The organism is Streptomyces sp. NBC_01497 (assembly GCF_036250695.1).
In the GTDB taxonomy this organism is placed as follows: domain Bacteria; phylum Actinomycetota; class Actinomycetes; order Streptomycetales; family Streptomycetaceae; genus Streptomyces.
This window is the reverse complement of sequence record NZ_CP109427.1, coordinates 3,704,126-3,718,018: the sequence shown is the minus strand read 5'-3', so window position 1 is coordinate 3,718,018 and position 13,893 is coordinate 3,704,126. Positions and strand designations below refer to the sequence as shown.

Genomic DNA, 13,893 nt, shown 5'->3' with positions numbered 1-13,893 from the left:
GTTCAGGCCATACCCAGGTCGGGCGCGGATACAAACCTGCCGGAGTTCACCCGATGCCAGACGAAGCCAGTCCGCGCCGCACAGCGGCCGTGATCCCCGCCGCGGGTCGTGGCGTGCGACTCGGTCCTGGCGCCCCCAAGGCGCTCCGCGCGCTGGGCGGCGCTCCCATGCTCATCCACGCCGTGCGCGCGATGGCCGCGTCCCGCGCCGTCGAACTGGTCGTGGTCGTCGCCCCCGCCGACGGCGCCTCCGAGGTGAAGAACCTCCTCGACGCGCACGTACTGCCCGAGCGCACCGATTACGTCGTCGTGCCCGGCGGCGAGACCCGCCAGGAATCCGTCGCCCTCGGCCTCAAAGCCCTGCCGGACGGCATCACGACGGTCCTCGTCCATGACGCCGCCAGGCCCCTCGTCCCCGTCGACACCGTGGACGCGGTCGTCGAGGCCGTACGGGCGGGCGCCCCGGCCGTGGTGCCGGCGCTGCCGCTCACCGACACGGTCAAGCAGGTCGAGCCCGGCACGGACGGCGCACCGGAACCGGTGATCGCCACCCCCGACCGCGCCACACTGCGCGCCGTCCAGACGCCCCAGGGGTTCGAGCGGGGCATCCTGCAGCTCGCCCACGACACCGTGGGCAGCGTCGGTGACGGTGCGACGGACTGTGCAGGGATGGTCGAGCGCCTCGGTTCACCGGTGGTGGTCGTTCCCGGCCACGAGGAGGCGTTCAAGGTGACCAGGCCGCTGGACCTGGTCCTCGCGGAGGCCGTACTGGCGAGGAGGCGGGCCAAGGATGAGTTCTGACCGGCAGGCACAGGAGTCGCAGCCGCCCGCGGCGGGGCCGCCGCTGCCGCAGGTCGGCATCGGCACCGACATCCACGCCTTCGAAGAGGGCCGCGAGCTGTGGTGCGCGGGTCTGCTCTGGGAGGGCGAGGGATCCGGCCTCGCGGGCCACTCCGACGCGGACGTCGTCGCGCACGCCGCGTGCAACGCGCTCTTCTCCGCCGCCGGCCTCGGCGACCTCGGCGCCCACTTCGGCACCGGCCGGCCCGAGTGGTCGGGCGCGTCCGGTCTCGTCCTGCTGACGGAAGCCGCGCGGATCGTGCGCGAGGCGGGATTCACCGTCGGCAACGTGGCCGTGCAGGTCGTGGGCCCCCGCCCGAAGATCGGCAAGCGCAGGGACGAGGCGCAGAAGGTTCTCGGCGAGGCGGTGGGCGCCCCGGTGGCGGTCTCCGCGGCCACCTCGGACGCACTGGGCTTCACGGGCCGCGGCGAGGGCCTTGCCGCGATCGCGACGGCGCTGGTCGTCCGTACGTCCTGACCCGGGCCCGGGCCCGGCCCCGGCCCCGGCCCCGGACCGCGCCCGCCCGCCGGGCGCGGCCCACGGGCCGGCGGGTCCGCCCGTACGGTCCGCATCCTGCCGGACCCCGCCCGCTCCGGCCGGACCGCGCGGCGGGCCCGTCAGCCGCGCGACGGACCGTACGACCGGACGGCGTGGCGGACCGTACGACCGGACAGCGTGGCGGACCGTTCGGCTGGTACCGCGTGGCGGACCGTACGACCGGACCGCACGACCGGCTCGTACGGGTGAAGGACCCCGTGGCCGGAAGGCCCGTCACGACCGGCGGTCACGGGTCCGCCGTCGTGATCCCGCAGGCAGGCGGCGGCCTCGGCTCCGGTGATGTCACGGACAGGGCTCCGTGGCGCCGCAGCGCACCGGGCACTGCCCCGTGCGCACTATTCTGAACGCGTGACTATTCGGCTGTACGACACCGGCGCCCGGCAGATCCGTGACTTCACCCCGATCAATCCGGGCTGCGTCTCGATCTACCTGTGCGGCCCCACCGTGCAGGCCGCCCCGCACATCGGGCACACCCGGTCCGGGCTCAATTTCGACATCCTGCGCCGCTGGTTCGAATACCGCGGCTTCGACGTGGTGTTCGTCCGGAACGTCACCGACATCGACGACAAGATCATCAGCAAGTCGGCGGAGCAGGGCCGCCCCTGGTGGGCGATCGGATACGAGAACGAGCGCGCGTTCAACGCGGGCTTCGACGCCCTGGGCTGCCTCCCGCCCACCTACGAACCGCGCGCGACCGGTCACATCCCCGAGATGACCGAGATGATGCGCGTACTGATCGACAACGGTCACGCGTACGCGGCGGACGGCAACGTCTACTTCGACGTACGGTCCTTCCCCGGCTACCTGGAGCTGTCCAACCAGGACCTGGACGACCTGCGCCAGCCCTCCGGCGAGGGCGAGACCGGCAAGCGCGACCCGCGCGACTTCGCGCTCTGGAAGGCCGTCAAGCCCGGCGAGCCCAGCTGGGAGACGCCCTGGGGCCGCGGGCGGCCGGGCTGGCACCTGGAGTGCTCGGCGATGGCCCACAAGTACCTGGGGTCCCGCTTCGACATCCACGGCGGCGGCCTCGACCTGATCTTCCCGCACCACGAGAACGAGATCGCGCAGGCCAAGGCGTACGGCGACGAGTTCGCCCAGTACTGGGTGCACAACGCGTGGGTCACCATGAGCGGCGAGAAGATGTCGAAGTCGCTGGGCAACAGCGTCCTCGTCTCCGAGATGGTCAAGCGCTGGCGGCCCATCGTCCTGCGCTACTACCTCGGCACCCCGCACTACCGCTCGATGATCGAGTACAGCGAGGAGGCGCTCCGCGAGGCGGAGTCCGCGTTCGCGCGCATCGAGGGCTTCATCCAGCGTGTGGTCGAGAAGGCCGGGGGCGCGGTCGAGCCCGCCGCGGAGGTGCCGCCCGCGTTCGCGGCGGCGATGGACGAGGACCTGGGCGTGCCCGGCGCGCTCGCGATCGTCCACACCACGGTCCGGCAGGGCAACTCCGCGCTGGCCGCCGACGACAAGGAGGCGGCGGTCGCCCGGCTCGCGGAGGTACGGGCGATGCTCGGCGTCCTCGGCCTGGACCCGCTCGACGAGCGATGGGCCGGTGAGAGCGAGCGGGGCGCCGACCTGCACGGCGCCGTCGACACCCTCGTACGCCTGGTGCTCGACCAGCGCGAGGCCGCACGGACCCGCAAGGACTGGGCGACGGCGGACGCGATCAGGGACCAGCTCCAGCAGTCGGGGCTCGTCATCGAGGACAGCCCGTCGGGACCGCGCTGGACGCTCGGCGCACGCTGAGGCCGCGCGCCCCGGCGCAGACACGTCACCGTGAGCCCCGTACGGGCCCCCGCCAGGGGATTCGTACGGGGTTCGGCGCGAGTCCGTGAGGTTCCGTACTCTGGTACGGGCACCACGTCGGTGCATCGCTCACGCGACCCACCACATCCACGAATCAGGTAGGCACACACACCATGGCCGGGAACAGCCAGCCCAGGAACCGACGCGTGTCAGGCAAGAAGGGCGCGCAGGTCGGCAGCGGCGGCAATCGGCGCCGCGGCCTCGAAGGCAAGGGCCCGACGCCGCCCGCGTCCGCCCGCAAGGGCCATGTGAAGAACCGCATCGCCAACGCGAAGGCCAAGCAGCAGGCGGGCCGCCCCCAGCGGGCGCGCCGCGGCGGCAAGGGCTCGACCGACATGGTCGTCGGCCGCAACCCGGTCTTCGAGGCGCTGCGGGACGGTGTGCCGGCGACCCAGCTGCTCCTGCAGCAGCACATCGACAACGACGACCGTGTGCGTGACGCGCTGAAGCTGGCGTCCGACCGGGGCGGCATCCACCTCATGGAGGCGCCCAAGGCCGAGCTGGACCGCATCACGGGCGGCCTGAACCACCAGGGCCTGGTCCTCCAGATCCCCGCGTACGAGTACGCGCATCCCGACGACCTCGTGGCGGCCGCCCTCGACGAGGGCGAACAGCCGCTGATCGTCGCACTGGACGGCGTCACCGACCCGCGGAACCTGGGCGCGATCGTGCGTTCCGTCTCCGCTTTCGGCGGTCACGGCGTGGTCGTCCCCGAACGCCGCGCGGCCGGCATGAACGCGGGCGCGTGGAAGTCCTCGGCGGGCACGGCGGCGCGCACCCCCGTCGCGCGCTGCACGAACCTGACCCGGACGCTGGAGGCGTACAAGAAGGCGGGCCTCACGGTCGTCGGCCTCGCGGCGGACGCCGACATGGACATCTCGGAGGTGGCGGCGCTCGACGGCCCCCTCGTCATCGTGATGGGCAGCGAGGGCAAGGGCCTCTCCCGCCTGGTCGGCGAGACGTGCGACCTGCGCGTGCGCATCCCCATGCCGGGCGGCGCGGAGTCCCTCAACGCGGGCGTGGCGACCGGCATCGTGCTGTACGAAACGGCGCGTCGGCGAGCCTGAGCCGCTTCCCCCTTCTCGCTTCGATTCCGGCGTGCGCGTCCGCGTTCGCGCCTGTCCGTCGCGGGCGGGGGCCCTGATCCGCACGTCCGATCACCGCACGGCACACACCGGCACCCTGCGTCCCGCAGGGCCGGAAGGCGGCCGGAAGCGGCGGAAGCGGCCGGAAGGCGGTTTCCGAGGGGAGACTCGCGCGGTTCGGCGTCCCGGCGCACGCGACGCCGGGCAACTCCCCCTGCCGGCAGGTCAGTTCACCACGACGCCCGTCGGAACCGGTGACGGCCCGGCGTGCTCACGCGCGCGGGTCCCCGCCGCCCCGGCCCAGCATCCGGCGCCCCGGGCGAGCCGGTGACGGGCGCTCGGGTTCCTGCCGGACGGGAACACCGTCCGGCGCGGGCAGGGCCCGCTCCACCGCCAGCAGCCGCTCGCCCGAGTCACCCGCAGGCGACGTCGGCGACAGGGACGGACCGGAACCCAGGACACGACGCATCATCCCCGCATCATCCCTCCCCCCAGCCACGCGTCCGCACCGGCCACCCGCCGCCACCCGCGCCCGCACCCGGACGGTCGGGTCGCAGACCGTCCCGTGCCGGTCCGGCCCCTCTCGTATCCTCGTGCTGCCGGAGGGGAATCCGGTCGGCGGAGGGGGAGTTGATGGGATTCGGCAGGGCCGGGCCGGACGAGCCCTTCGACGCGGTGCACTGGGATGAGATCACCCAGTTCACCGTGGGCAGGATGCTGCGGCACACGATCCGCGCGTCGAAGCGGGGCGAGGGCGCGCACGCGGTCCGGTTCATGGGGCGACGCGGGCTCGACACGTACATGGTGCCCGGCGTCCACATCGTTCCCGTGGAGCCGGCCGGAGCGCTCCCGAAAACGGGTTTCCGGCTCTTCGAGGACGAGAGCGGCCGGCAGTTGCTGTGCACGGTGCTGCCGGACGGCTCCGACCGGTACCGCGTGACGGACGGCGGCGGCCGGGACATCGGCTCGGTCCGGCGCACCCCTCTCACCAAGCGGCTCACCCAGCGGGGCTGGTGGATGCGACAGCCGGGACACCCGGCTGTCGTGGCCCCCCGCAACTGGGCCAAGGGCGGCATGGGGGCGGCCGTGGGGCGCGGGGTGGGCCATGTCGTCGAGGGGGCCGTCGACTCGCTGTTGTCCTTCGGGGCGGACGAAACCTCGGGGTCCGAGAAGGGCCTCAAGCCAGTGGTCTGGGCGCGGGAGGAGCCGGACGGACAGTACGGGGAGGCGGTGCTGACCTTCCCGCGCGGCGCCGGGAGCGAGCGCTGGTATTTCGTGAAGCGGGACGGCTGGCTGGACAAACGCCTCGCCTTCGCGCTGGCGGTACTGCGCGAGAGCGAGACCATCGGCGCGGGCAAGCGCTGACGGCGGCGCTCAACCGCTGGGCCACCGGGGCCTTCCGGGGAGTCCCCCCGACGGCGTGGTCAGCCTCATCAGGCGTCCGTTACGCGTTCCGCGCCGTGTTCACCGGGTCGCGTCCCCGACGGCGGGTGAAGACCGTTCGGCTGGGCCGCAGCGAACAGGGCCGGAGACCGTAGCCCTTCACGGGTGCCCATGGGGTGTGCCGTGGACAATGGTGTGTGGCGCACAGTATCGTGCGACGCGTGAACGAATCCGAGATGCTCGACACGCACCGGCAGGAGCTGCGGCGCGGCTCCGTGGTGCTGGCGAGCCTGCTCGCCCTGCGAGAACCCGGCTACGGCTACGGGCTGTTGGCCGTGCTCGAACGCGCGGGGGTGCCGGTCGCGGCCAACACCCTGTATCCGCTGCTGCGGCGCCTTGAGGGGCAGGGGCTGCTGACGAGCGAGTGGGACACGACCCAGAGCCGGCCCCGCAAGATCTACCGGACGAGTGCCGACGGGATCGAGCTGGCGCGGGCGCTGCGGCGTGAGTGGCAGGAGATGGACGTGGCCCTGTCGCGGCTGGATCCGGAGCCGACCAAGGGGGAGAAGCTGTGACCACGACCTTGACCGACCGCTACGTGGCCGCCGTCATGCGACAGGTGCCCGACCGGCAGCGGGCCGACATCGAACGGGAGTTGCGCGCCGCGATCGGCGACGACACCGACGCCCGGACGGAACGCGGGGCGACTCCTCAGGACGCCGAGTACGCGGCGCTGCGTGAACTCGGCGACCCCGCGCGGCTGGCGGCGCGTTACGCCCACCGTCAGGTCGCGCTCATCGGCCCCGACTGCTTCCCGGCGTACGTCCGGGCGCTGCGAGGGGTATGCCTGGGCGTGCTGCCCATCGTGTACGGCGTGCTCGCACTGGTGGACGTGGCCCACGGGGAGAACGTGTGGGTGACGATCTTCCGGCCGCTCGGTACCACCTTCACCGTGGCGATGTACCTGGCGGTGGGCGTGACCGTCCTGTTCGGCGCCGTGGACCGGGCGGTCGCCGGCCGGGGCGGATCCACGGCCGGCGGCGGGGGCTGGACACCGGACCGACTGACGCAGGCCGAGGTGCGTCGCGCGCCCGCGCGGGGTGACGTGATCAGTACGGGGACCAAGTCCGCGTTCGTGATCGCGCTGCTCGTGGCGGAGCGGTGGGTCTCACCGGTGACGGACGGGTCCGGTAAGCCTGTTCCCGTCGTGGACCCCGGGTTGTGGCACGGCTGGGTTCCTTTCTTCCTGTTCCTCACCGTGCTCGCGGTACTGCTCCGGGGGGTGAACGTCCGTCTGGGAAGGTGGAGTTCGTTGACTGCCGTTCTCGGCACGGTGCTCACGCTCGCCGGCGCCGCCCCGCTCGCCTGGCTGTTCTGGGAGGCGCGCGTGCTCAACCACGCGCTCTCGCACGGCACGGGGGCGTTCGCCACGCAGGGCAGTTGGGTCTCCTGGCTGGGCCTCGGGTTCGCGGCTCTGGTCACCGTCGCCCGGCTGACGGACATGTGGCACGGTCGCGGAGAAGCAGGGACGCCGCAGACGGGCCGGTACGCCGCGAAAGCCGGTCGCGTGCCGGGCGCCCACCCCAAGAGCCGCTGACCTGTCCGCCCCGATGGAGCGCCCCGGCCTTCACACGACGACCTGCACAGTTGCTTGCCGCAACCGTCCCGCCAACGTGAACCAGACCGCCTTGTGGTCGATCCGGGCGCAGTGGTGTCCTGCGTTGTAGAGGGTGACCCCCCAGGCATGGACGAGTGCTGGAGGAGCAACAGCCCCCGCCCGTCGCACTGTTCCCGGTCATCGCTCCGTGGTCGCGTCGCCGGCAGGCTCAGGGGCCGGTCGTCGGTGACGTACACGGTGGTCCGTCCGCACCCCACGACCGCGTCGACGCGGATCACCGGTGTACGGGTGTGCCGGTGCGCGTTCGCGACCAACTCCGTGACGCACAGGCGTCCGTCGTCCGCCACGCCGGCGTGGTCACTGACCCGGAGCAGCCCGCCGACGAAATCGCGGGCGAGGCGGGCCGCGGAGAGGGTGTTGGGCACGGCGAGGCGGTAGAGGTCCCCGTCGTGGGCCCGGGGCGGGCTGCCGGTGACGGCGAGTTGAGGGGCGAAGGCGGTTGTCTCAGGGCTCACGGGGTCTCTCCCGGCGTCGTGTCTCGTCACGTCGCACGTCGCCGCGTGGCCATGGCCGTGACTGCGGAGCCCTTGCGGGACGGGCAGTGCGGCTGCGCTTCGTGGTGGGTGCGTCGCTCTGTGCAAGCACTGTAGCGGAGGTTGTTGCCAGTTGATACGCGGATAGAAAAACTGTGAATCTTGGATCTCCGTCGATGGAGGGGGCCAAACTGACCAGGAGCCGAGGGAGAGACCATGCCGCCGAGGAAGGCACCAACGGAACGTCAGCGCAGGCTGGGAGCCGAGCTGCGCAAGATCCGTGAGCACGCCGGCCTCAGCCACAGCGACGCCGCGGAACAACTGGGAGTGGCGCGCAGTCTCGTGAGCAACACCGAGTCGGGGCGGTTCGGCGTGAGCGCGGGACGGGTACGTGCGTGGGCGGACCACTATGGGTGCTGCGACAGGCCGTACCTGGACGCGCTTGCGGCGATGGCGGAGGAACGGCTCACCGGCTGGTGGGAGGAGTACAGAGGTCATCTCCCCGTGGACCTGCTGGATCTGGCCGAGCTGGAGCACTATGCGGCGGCGATCGACGCGGTTCAGATCTCCCACATGCCGGGCCTGCTCCAGCACGAGGACTACGCACGGGCCGTCTTCGCGGAGGCGGCCCTGCCGATGAGTCCGGAATCCATGCGGATGCGCCTCTCCCATCGGTTGCGGCGACGCGATGTACTGGACGGAGCGAATCGGCCCACGTTCACCTTCTTGGTGCACGAGGCCGCATTGCGGATGCTCTACGGCGGCCCACGGGTTGCCCGTCTGCAGCTCGGACACCTCCTGAGGGAATCCGAGCGCGAGAACGTCGTGGTCAGAGCCATTCCGTTCGCCGCCGGAGGTTTTCCCAACGCTGCCAGCTCGATGCAGTACGTGCGTGGCCCCGTCCCCCAGCTCGATACCGTTCAGGCAGACAGCCCCACCGGGGCGGGATTTGTGACGGCGGAAACGCAGGTCGCAAACTGGCGCGCGGTGGTGGAGCGTACGGCGGAACGAGCCCTCGACACGGTGAGCTCGCGGGACTTCATCCGAAAGATCGCAGCCGAGATGTGAAGGCGTGAGGACCATGGAGATCAAGTGGCGCAAGTCGTCCAAGTCTGCGGACCAGGGCGCATGTGTCGAACTCGCCGAGATCGACGGGGAGATACTGCTGCGTGAGAGCGATGATCCGGGCGTGGTGGTGCGGACGTCCCGGGTGAAGCTGCGTGCGTTCCTCGCAGGCGTCAAGGACGGCGAGTTCGACGATCTCGTCTGAGCCGTTCGGGCCGTGCCCCGGCGGAGCCCGCCGGGGCACGGCCTCGGAGTCGCGGTCAGGACAGCAGCGAGCGCAGGAACCTGAGCTGTTCGACGTCCTGGAAGTAGCCGCCGCCCTCATGGCGGTTCCACGGCCACACCGTGATGTCTTTCGGGCCGCTCCAGTGGTTGTACGCGGCGAACACGGTCGAGGGCGGGCAGATGTCGTCCATCAGTGCCACCGCGAACAGGGCCGGGGCGCTCGCGCGGGCGGCGAAGTTGACGCCGTCGAAGTACGACAGGGTCCTGAACACGCGCTCCGTGGCGTCGCGGTGGGTGCGCAGGTACGTCCAGATCTCCCGGTACGCGTTGCCCTCCACCACGTCGAGGGCGCGGCGGTAGTGGGTCAGTGAGGGCTGGTTGACGAGGGCGGCGACGACACCGTCGGCCAGGGCGGCCGCCGCCAGTGCGATGCCGCCGCCCTGGCTGCCGCCCGACACGATGATCCGGTCCGGGTCCACGGACGGATGGGAGCGGGCGGCGTCGACCGCCCGTACCGCGTCGGTGAAGACGCGGCGGTAGTAGTAGTCGGCGGGGTTCTCGATACCCCTGGTCACCATCCCGGGGGAGGACGAGCCGGCGCTGCCGTGCGGGTCGCCCGTCGCCCCCGGCTGGAGGGAACCGCCCTGCCCCCTGGTGTCCATCAGCAGGTGCGCGTAGCCGGCGGCGGGCCAGGTCAGCCACTCGTACGGGAAGCCCCGGCCACCGCCGTACCCGAGGAAGCCCACGACGCACGGCAGCGGGCCGCGCGCCGAGGCGGGCACCAGGAGCCAGCCGGCGACCGGGTCGCCGCCGAACCCGGGGAAGCGCACGTCGTGGACGTCCACTTCGGTGAGGCAGGCGTCGTACGGCGTGAAGGTGGCGGGCCACTCGTGCCGGCGCGCCTCGGCGAGCGTGGCGGACCAGAAGGCGTCGAAGTCGTCGGGCTCCTCGCGCTCGGGCCGGTAGCGGCGCAGCTCGTCGAGGGGCATGTCCATCAGCGGCATGGTGCGGGTCCTCGTTCTCCGGTGCTCGTGGGGCGGTGGGGCGTGCGGGGCAGGGGCAGGTGAGCCCCGGGCGGGTGCGGGAGCCCAAGCGCCGGGGCCGGGGCTCAGGACGTGGCGCCGGGGTGCGGGCCTGAGCGGTCCGCGCCGTGCACCGTCAACTCGTCGGGGGCGTCCACCCGGACCCGGCCCGAGGCGTCGACGTGCACGGCGAGCGGTGCGCCCGCCACCCGCAGTCCGGTCAGGTCGAGCGGACCCACGCCGGCTGCCCCGCGCGCGTCGAGGCGCAGCGTGCCGGCCGGTACGTCCACGTCGAGTCCGAGCGCGGCCGTGAGCAGCATGACGGCCGACGCCGCGGACCAGGCCTGCGGGCGGCACGCGGCGGGGTAGGGCGCGGGGGCGCCGTCGTGGGCGGTGCCGTGTCCCGCGAACAGTTCGGGGAGCCTGCCCTCGAACACCTCCGACGCGGCGACGAGTCCCCGCGCCAGGGACGCGGCCTCCTCGGGGAAGCCCGCGCGCACCAGGCCGTGGACGGCGATCGCCGTGTCGTGCGGCCACACCGATCCGATGTGGTAGCCGAAGGGGTTGAACCCCACGGAGTCCGTGCTCAGCGTGCGCAGGCCGAAGCCCGAGTCCAGCCGGGGACCCGCGAGGCGCGCCGCGAGCAGCGCGCTCTCCTCGTCGTCGAGCAGGCCCGTGCCGAGGAGGTGTCCGAAGCCGGACGTGACGGAGTCGACGGGGCGCTTGTCCGCGTCGAGCGCCACCGCGGGGAAGCGTCCCGTCGCGTCCTCGGTCCAGAAGCTCTCCCGGAAGCGGTCGCGCAGCCGGCCGGCCCACTGCTCCCAGCGCTCGGCGCCCGGCCGGCCGAAGGCACGCAGCAGGCGCGCGCCCGCGACGGCGGCCTCGTACCCGTACGCCTGGACCTCGCACAGGGCTATGGGTGCCCGCGCGAGCCGGCCGTCCTGCCAGCGGATGGAGTCGCCGGAATCCTTCCAGCCCTGGTTGGCCAGGCCACGGCCGGTCGTGTCGATGTATTCGAGCAGTCCGTCGCCGTCCGCGTCGCCGTACGACGCGAGCCATTCCAGGGCCGCTTCGGCGTGCGGCAGCAGCGCGCGCACCTCCTGCGGGTCGAGGCCCCAGCGCCACGCGTCGTGCAGCAGGATCACCCACAGCGGTGTCGCGTCGACCGTCCCGTAGTACACGGGGGGCAGCAGGGAGCCGCCGACGGTCTCGCGGCGCACCTCGTGCAGGATCTTGCCCGGCTGCTCCTCGGTCTCCGGGTCGACGCGCCGGCCCTGCCGGCGGGCCAGAACGCGCAGGGTGCCCGCCGCGAGGTCCGTGCCGAGCGGCAGCAGCATCCGCGCGGCCCACAGCGCGTCGCGCCCGAACAGGGTGAGGAACCACGGGGAACCGGCGGCGAGGAACCGGTCGTCCGGGTGCTCGCCGTCCGACAGCAGCAGCCGCTCCAGGTCACCGAGCGAGCGGGTGAGAAGCCGGTCGAACCTGCGGTCGGCGCTGCGCAGTTCGGTGCGCGACCAGCTGACGGCCCCGGGCGCCACGGCCGCGAAGCCGTCCCCCTCGGTCTCCGTCACGACGCACGAGAACGCCGCTCGCCAGGTGCCGCCCGGCGGAAGGTCCACGGTGTGCCGCAGGACGCCCTCGGCGGCCGCCACCCGTACCGCGTCCGGCTCGGCGGCCACCCGTACCGCGTCCGGCAGCGCCTCCACCCGCGTCGTCCTCGCGGCGGCCTCGTCCCGAACCGCCGCCGCGCCGCCCGCCGCCCGGACTGAACCCGCGCCAACCCCTCCGCCTATGAGGTCCGTTGTGGGCGCGGTCTCCGGCGCGGAGTCCGTCTCCCGCGCCCCGGCCACCGGTACCGCCGTCAGCGCGACCGTCACACCCTCGGTCTCCCACAGCAGGCCGCCGCCCTCGGCGCGGGCTTCCAGGCAGGGGCGCCCCCGGCCCGCCTTCACGTCGCCCATCGACGCGAGGTCGGTGCCGGCGTGCAGCGCGAGGGTCAGACTCAGGTGCCGCACCCCCGCGTTGACGATCTCCAGTTCCTCGCGCAGCGCGCCGGGCGTCACCGACCGGACCCGGCGCAGCGTCACGGCGGGGTCCGCCGTGTGCTCGCCGACGCCGCGCAGGATCGAGCGGAAGGCGGTCCTGTCCGCCGCGAGCAGGGTCCTGCCCACCGGCGCCAGGGGAACGCCCTCGACGACGACCCGGAGGGTGGAGAGCGCTCTGCGGTCACCGTGGAAGAAGCCGTCCGCGCCCTCCGCCATGTCCCCGTCGGGGCGGGAGAGCGCGAGGCTCGGGGCGTAGAGCGTGGTGCACGTGTCGTGCAGGAAGGGCTGCAGGCCCTCCGTGACGACGTCCGTGGGGGAGGGGTCCCTCGGGGAGTGCCCCTGGACAGCCATGTTCACTGGGCGACGCCTCTCTTGGCTGGTGGGAGACGGTTCCGGACCGGGCCGCGCCCCGTGTGGCACGGGGAGAACCGCTGTGCGGCCGTCATGGAGACCATCTGCAGATCCATCTTTGGATCGATCAAATTCACCCTAGCTCTTGTCAACCAGGCACGAAAGAGAGTTTTATCGATCCATCGAAGCCGCGGCGCCGCATTTCGAGTGGTCCGCGCATGGACGACGGAGGCCCTCGGTGGCACGGACGACCCCAGCGGGCGGGCACAGGAAGAGACCCGTGACCCTGGCGCTGGTCGCTCAGCGTGCGGGTGTGTCCGTCCAGACGGTCTCCAACGCACTCAACTCGCCGGACCTGCTGGCGCCCCGCACGCTGGCCCGGGTCAACGAGGCGATCAGCGAACTCGATTACCGCCCCCACCAGGCGGCACGGTCGCTGCGCACCCGGTCGAGCAGGCTGATCGGGTACGCCGTGCAGCAGAGCCCCGCCGGGGTCTCCACCCCGGTGCACGACGACTTCCTGCACGCCCTGTCGGACTCGGCGGACAAGGCGGGCTACCGCATCCTGCTGTTCGCAGCGTCCAGCACACCGGACGGTGAGGCCGAGCGCTACGACGAGTTGCTGCGAGAGCACTCCGTCGACGCGTTCGTCCTCAGCAACACCGACCGGGGCGACAAACGGCCCGCCTGGCTGCTCAAGCGCGACGTCCCCTTCGTGGCGTTCGGCAGATCCTGGTCGGCCCGCGACAACGGCGACTGGGTCGACGTGGACGGTGCGCACGGTACGGCGGCGGCCGTCGACCACCTGGTCGCCGCGGGCCACCGGCGCATCGCGTTCCTCGGCTGGCCGCGTGGCTCCGGCGTCGGTGACGACCGTGCGCGTGGCTGGCGGGAGGCGATGCGCGCGCACGCCCTGCCGACGCGTGACCTCAGGGTGGCGTCGGTGAACGAAGTGGACGCCGCGCGCGAGGCCGTGGGGCCGGTACTGGCCCGGGCCACCGCCGTCGTCGCGGCGAGCGACACCCTGGCGCTCGGCTGCTACCGGGCGCTGCGGGACAACGACCTGAGTCCGGGCAACGACGTGGCGGTCGTCGGTTTCGACGACTCGCCCGCCGCCGCCCTGCTCGCCCCGGGCCTCAGCAGTGTGCGCCAGCCGCTGCGCGAGGTCGGCACGGCGTGCATCCGGCTCCTCATCGACCGCATCGGCGCACCCGGCGCCGCATCGGAGCACGTACTGCTGACACCTGAACTCGTCGTAAGGGAGAGCTCGGCGGCGCCACCGCCCGCACTGCCCTGACACGTGTCCGCCCGCACCACCGGACCGACCGCACAGCAACACACCGGCACACCCGATCCACC

13 protein-coding genes are annotated in these 13,893 nt (G+C 72.6%); 10 read left to right on the top strand and 3 right to left on the bottom strand.

Translation table 11 applies throughout. The features are described from left to right. Positions 1-53 precede the first annotated feature (53 nt). The 4 genes from ispD (at position 54) to rlmB (ending at position 4,274) form a co-directional block, all read left to right on the top strand. A complete protein-coding gene (ispD, locus tag OG310_RS15840) occupies positions 54-800 on the top strand; it encodes a 2-C-methyl-D-erythritol 4-phosphate cytidylyltransferase (protein WP_329456533.1) in 747 nt (248 codons plus the stop codon). Next, a complete protein-coding gene (gene ispF / locus OG310_RS15835) occupies positions 790-1,317 on the top strand; it encodes a 2-C-methyl-D-erythritol 2,4-cyclodiphosphate synthase (protein WP_329456532.1) in 528 nt (175 codons plus the stop codon). Before ispD ends, ispF begins: the two co-directional genes overlap by 11 nt. 429 nt (positions 1,318-1,746) lie before the next feature. Next, complete coding sequence (gene cysS, locus OG310_RS15830; protein WP_329456531.1) at positions 1,747-3,147, top strand: cysteine--tRNA ligase; 1,401 nt, start codon at positions 1,747-1,749, stop codon at positions 3,145-3,147. Positions 3,148-3,320: 173 nt separating this feature from the next. Beyond that, positions 3,321-4,274: a 23S rRNA (guanosine(2251)-2'-O)-methyltransferase RlmB gene (gene rlmB / locus OG310_RS15825; RefSeq protein ID WP_329456530.1), complete on the top strand. Its 954-nt coding sequence runs from the start codon at positions 3,321-3,323 to the stop codon at positions 4,272-4,274. Positions 4,275-4,563: 289 nt separating this feature from the next. Here the strand turns inward: rlmB and OG310_RS15820 are convergent, their stop codons facing one another. Then, positions 4,564-4,764, bottom strand: a complete 201-nt coding sequence (locus OG310_RS15820) for a hypothetical protein (protein ID WP_329456529.1) — start codon at positions 4,762-4,764, stop codon at positions 4,564-4,566. Between the two features lie 161 nt (positions 4,765-4,925). Between OG310_RS15820 and OG310_RS15815 the strand changes: the two genes are divergently transcribed. From OG310_RS15815 to OG310_RS15795, 5 genes are all read left to right on the top strand, one after another. Beyond that, a complete protein-coding gene (locus OG310_RS15815) occupies positions 4,926-5,657 on the top strand; it encodes a hypothetical protein (protein WP_329456528.1) in 732 nt (243 codons plus the stop codon). Positions 5,658-5,896: 239 nt separating this feature from the next. After that, complete coding sequence (locus OG310_RS15810; RefSeq protein ID WP_329456527.1) at positions 5,897-6,250, top strand: PadR family transcriptional regulator; 354 nt, start codon at positions 5,897-5,899, stop codon at positions 6,248-6,250. Continuing rightward, the gene (locus OG310_RS15805; RefSeq protein ID WP_329456526.1) at positions 6,247-7,272 is read left to right on the top strand and encodes a permease prefix domain 1-containing protein; all 1,026 of its coding nucleotides are present in this window, start codon (positions 6,247-6,249) and stop codon (positions 7,270-7,272) included. Before OG310_RS15810 ends, OG310_RS15805 begins: the two co-directional genes overlap by 4 nt. Before the next feature lie 770 nt (positions 7,273-8,042). Then, positions 8,043-8,894 (top strand): helix-turn-helix domain-containing protein, encoded by an 852-nt coding sequence (locus OG310_RS15800; RefSeq protein WP_329456525.1) that lies wholly within the window; start codon positions 8,043-8,045, stop codon positions 8,892-8,894. 13 nt (positions 8,895-8,907) lie between these two features. Then, positions 8,908-9,096 (top strand): DUF397 domain-containing protein, encoded by a 189-nt coding sequence (locus tag OG310_RS15795; protein WP_329456524.1) that lies wholly within the window; start codon positions 8,908-8,910, stop codon positions 9,094-9,096. Positions 9,097-9,151: 55 nt separating this feature from the next. Here the strand turns inward: OG310_RS15795 and OG310_RS15790 are convergent, their stop codons facing one another. Next, on the bottom strand, positions 9,152-10,120 hold the full coding sequence (locus OG310_RS15790; RefSeq protein ID WP_329456523.1) for an acetylxylan esterase: 969 nt from the start codon (positions 10,118-10,120) through the stop codon (positions 9,152-9,154). Between the two features lie 104 nt (positions 10,121-10,224). Beyond that, positions 10,225-12,534 carry a glycogen debranching N-terminal domain-containing protein gene (locus tag OG310_RS15785; RefSeq protein ID WP_329460202.1) on the bottom strand — a complete coding sequence of 770 codons (2,310 nt, stop codon included), beginning with the start codon at positions 12,532-12,534 and terminating at the stop codon, positions 10,225-10,227. Between the two features lie 280 nt (positions 12,535-12,814). On the opposite strand from OG310_RS15785, the gene OG310_RS15780 reads away from it, so the two are divergent. After that, positions 12,815-13,831 carry a LacI family DNA-binding transcriptional regulator gene (locus tag OG310_RS15780; RefSeq protein WP_329456522.1) on the top strand — a complete coding sequence of 339 codons (1,017 nt, stop codon included), beginning with the start codon at positions 12,815-12,817 and terminating at the stop codon, positions 13,829-13,831. Positions 13,832-13,893: the final 62 nt, after the last annotated feature.

Coding starts and splice junctions, on each gene's coding strand:
- ispD (WP_329456533.1), top strand. CDS start 54: ATGCCAGACGAAGCCAGTCCGCGCCGCACAGCGGCCGTGATCCCCGCC.
- ispF (WP_329456532.1), top strand. CDS start 790: ATGAGTTCTGACCGGCAGGCACAGGAGTCGCAGCCGCCCGCGGCGGGG.
- rlmB (WP_329456530.1), top strand. CDS start 3,321: ATGGCCGGGAACAGCCAGCCCAGGAACCGACGCGTGTCAGGCAAGAAG.
- OG310_RS15820 (WP_329456529.1), bottom strand. CDS start 4,764: ATGATGCGTCGTGTCCTGGGTTCCGGTCCGTCCCTGTCGCCGACGTCG.
- OG310_RS15815 (WP_329456528.1), top strand. CDS start 4,926: ATGGGATTCGGCAGGGCCGGGCCGGACGAGCCCTTCGACGCGGTGCAC.
- OG310_RS15800 (WP_329456525.1), top strand. CDS start 8,043: ATGCCGCCGAGGAAGGCACCAACGGAACGTCAGCGCAGGCTGGGAGCC.
- OG310_RS15795 (WP_329456524.1), top strand. CDS start 8,908: ATGGAGATCAAGTGGCGCAAGTCGTCCAAGTCTGCGGACCAGGGCGCA.
- OG310_RS15790 (WP_329456523.1), bottom strand. CDS start 10,120: ATGCCGCTGATGGACATGCCCCTCGACGAGCTGCGCCGCTACCGGCCC.
- OG310_RS15785 (WP_329460202.1), bottom strand. CDS start 12,534: ATGGCTGTCCAGGGGCACTCCCCGAGGGACCCCTCCCCCACGGACGTC.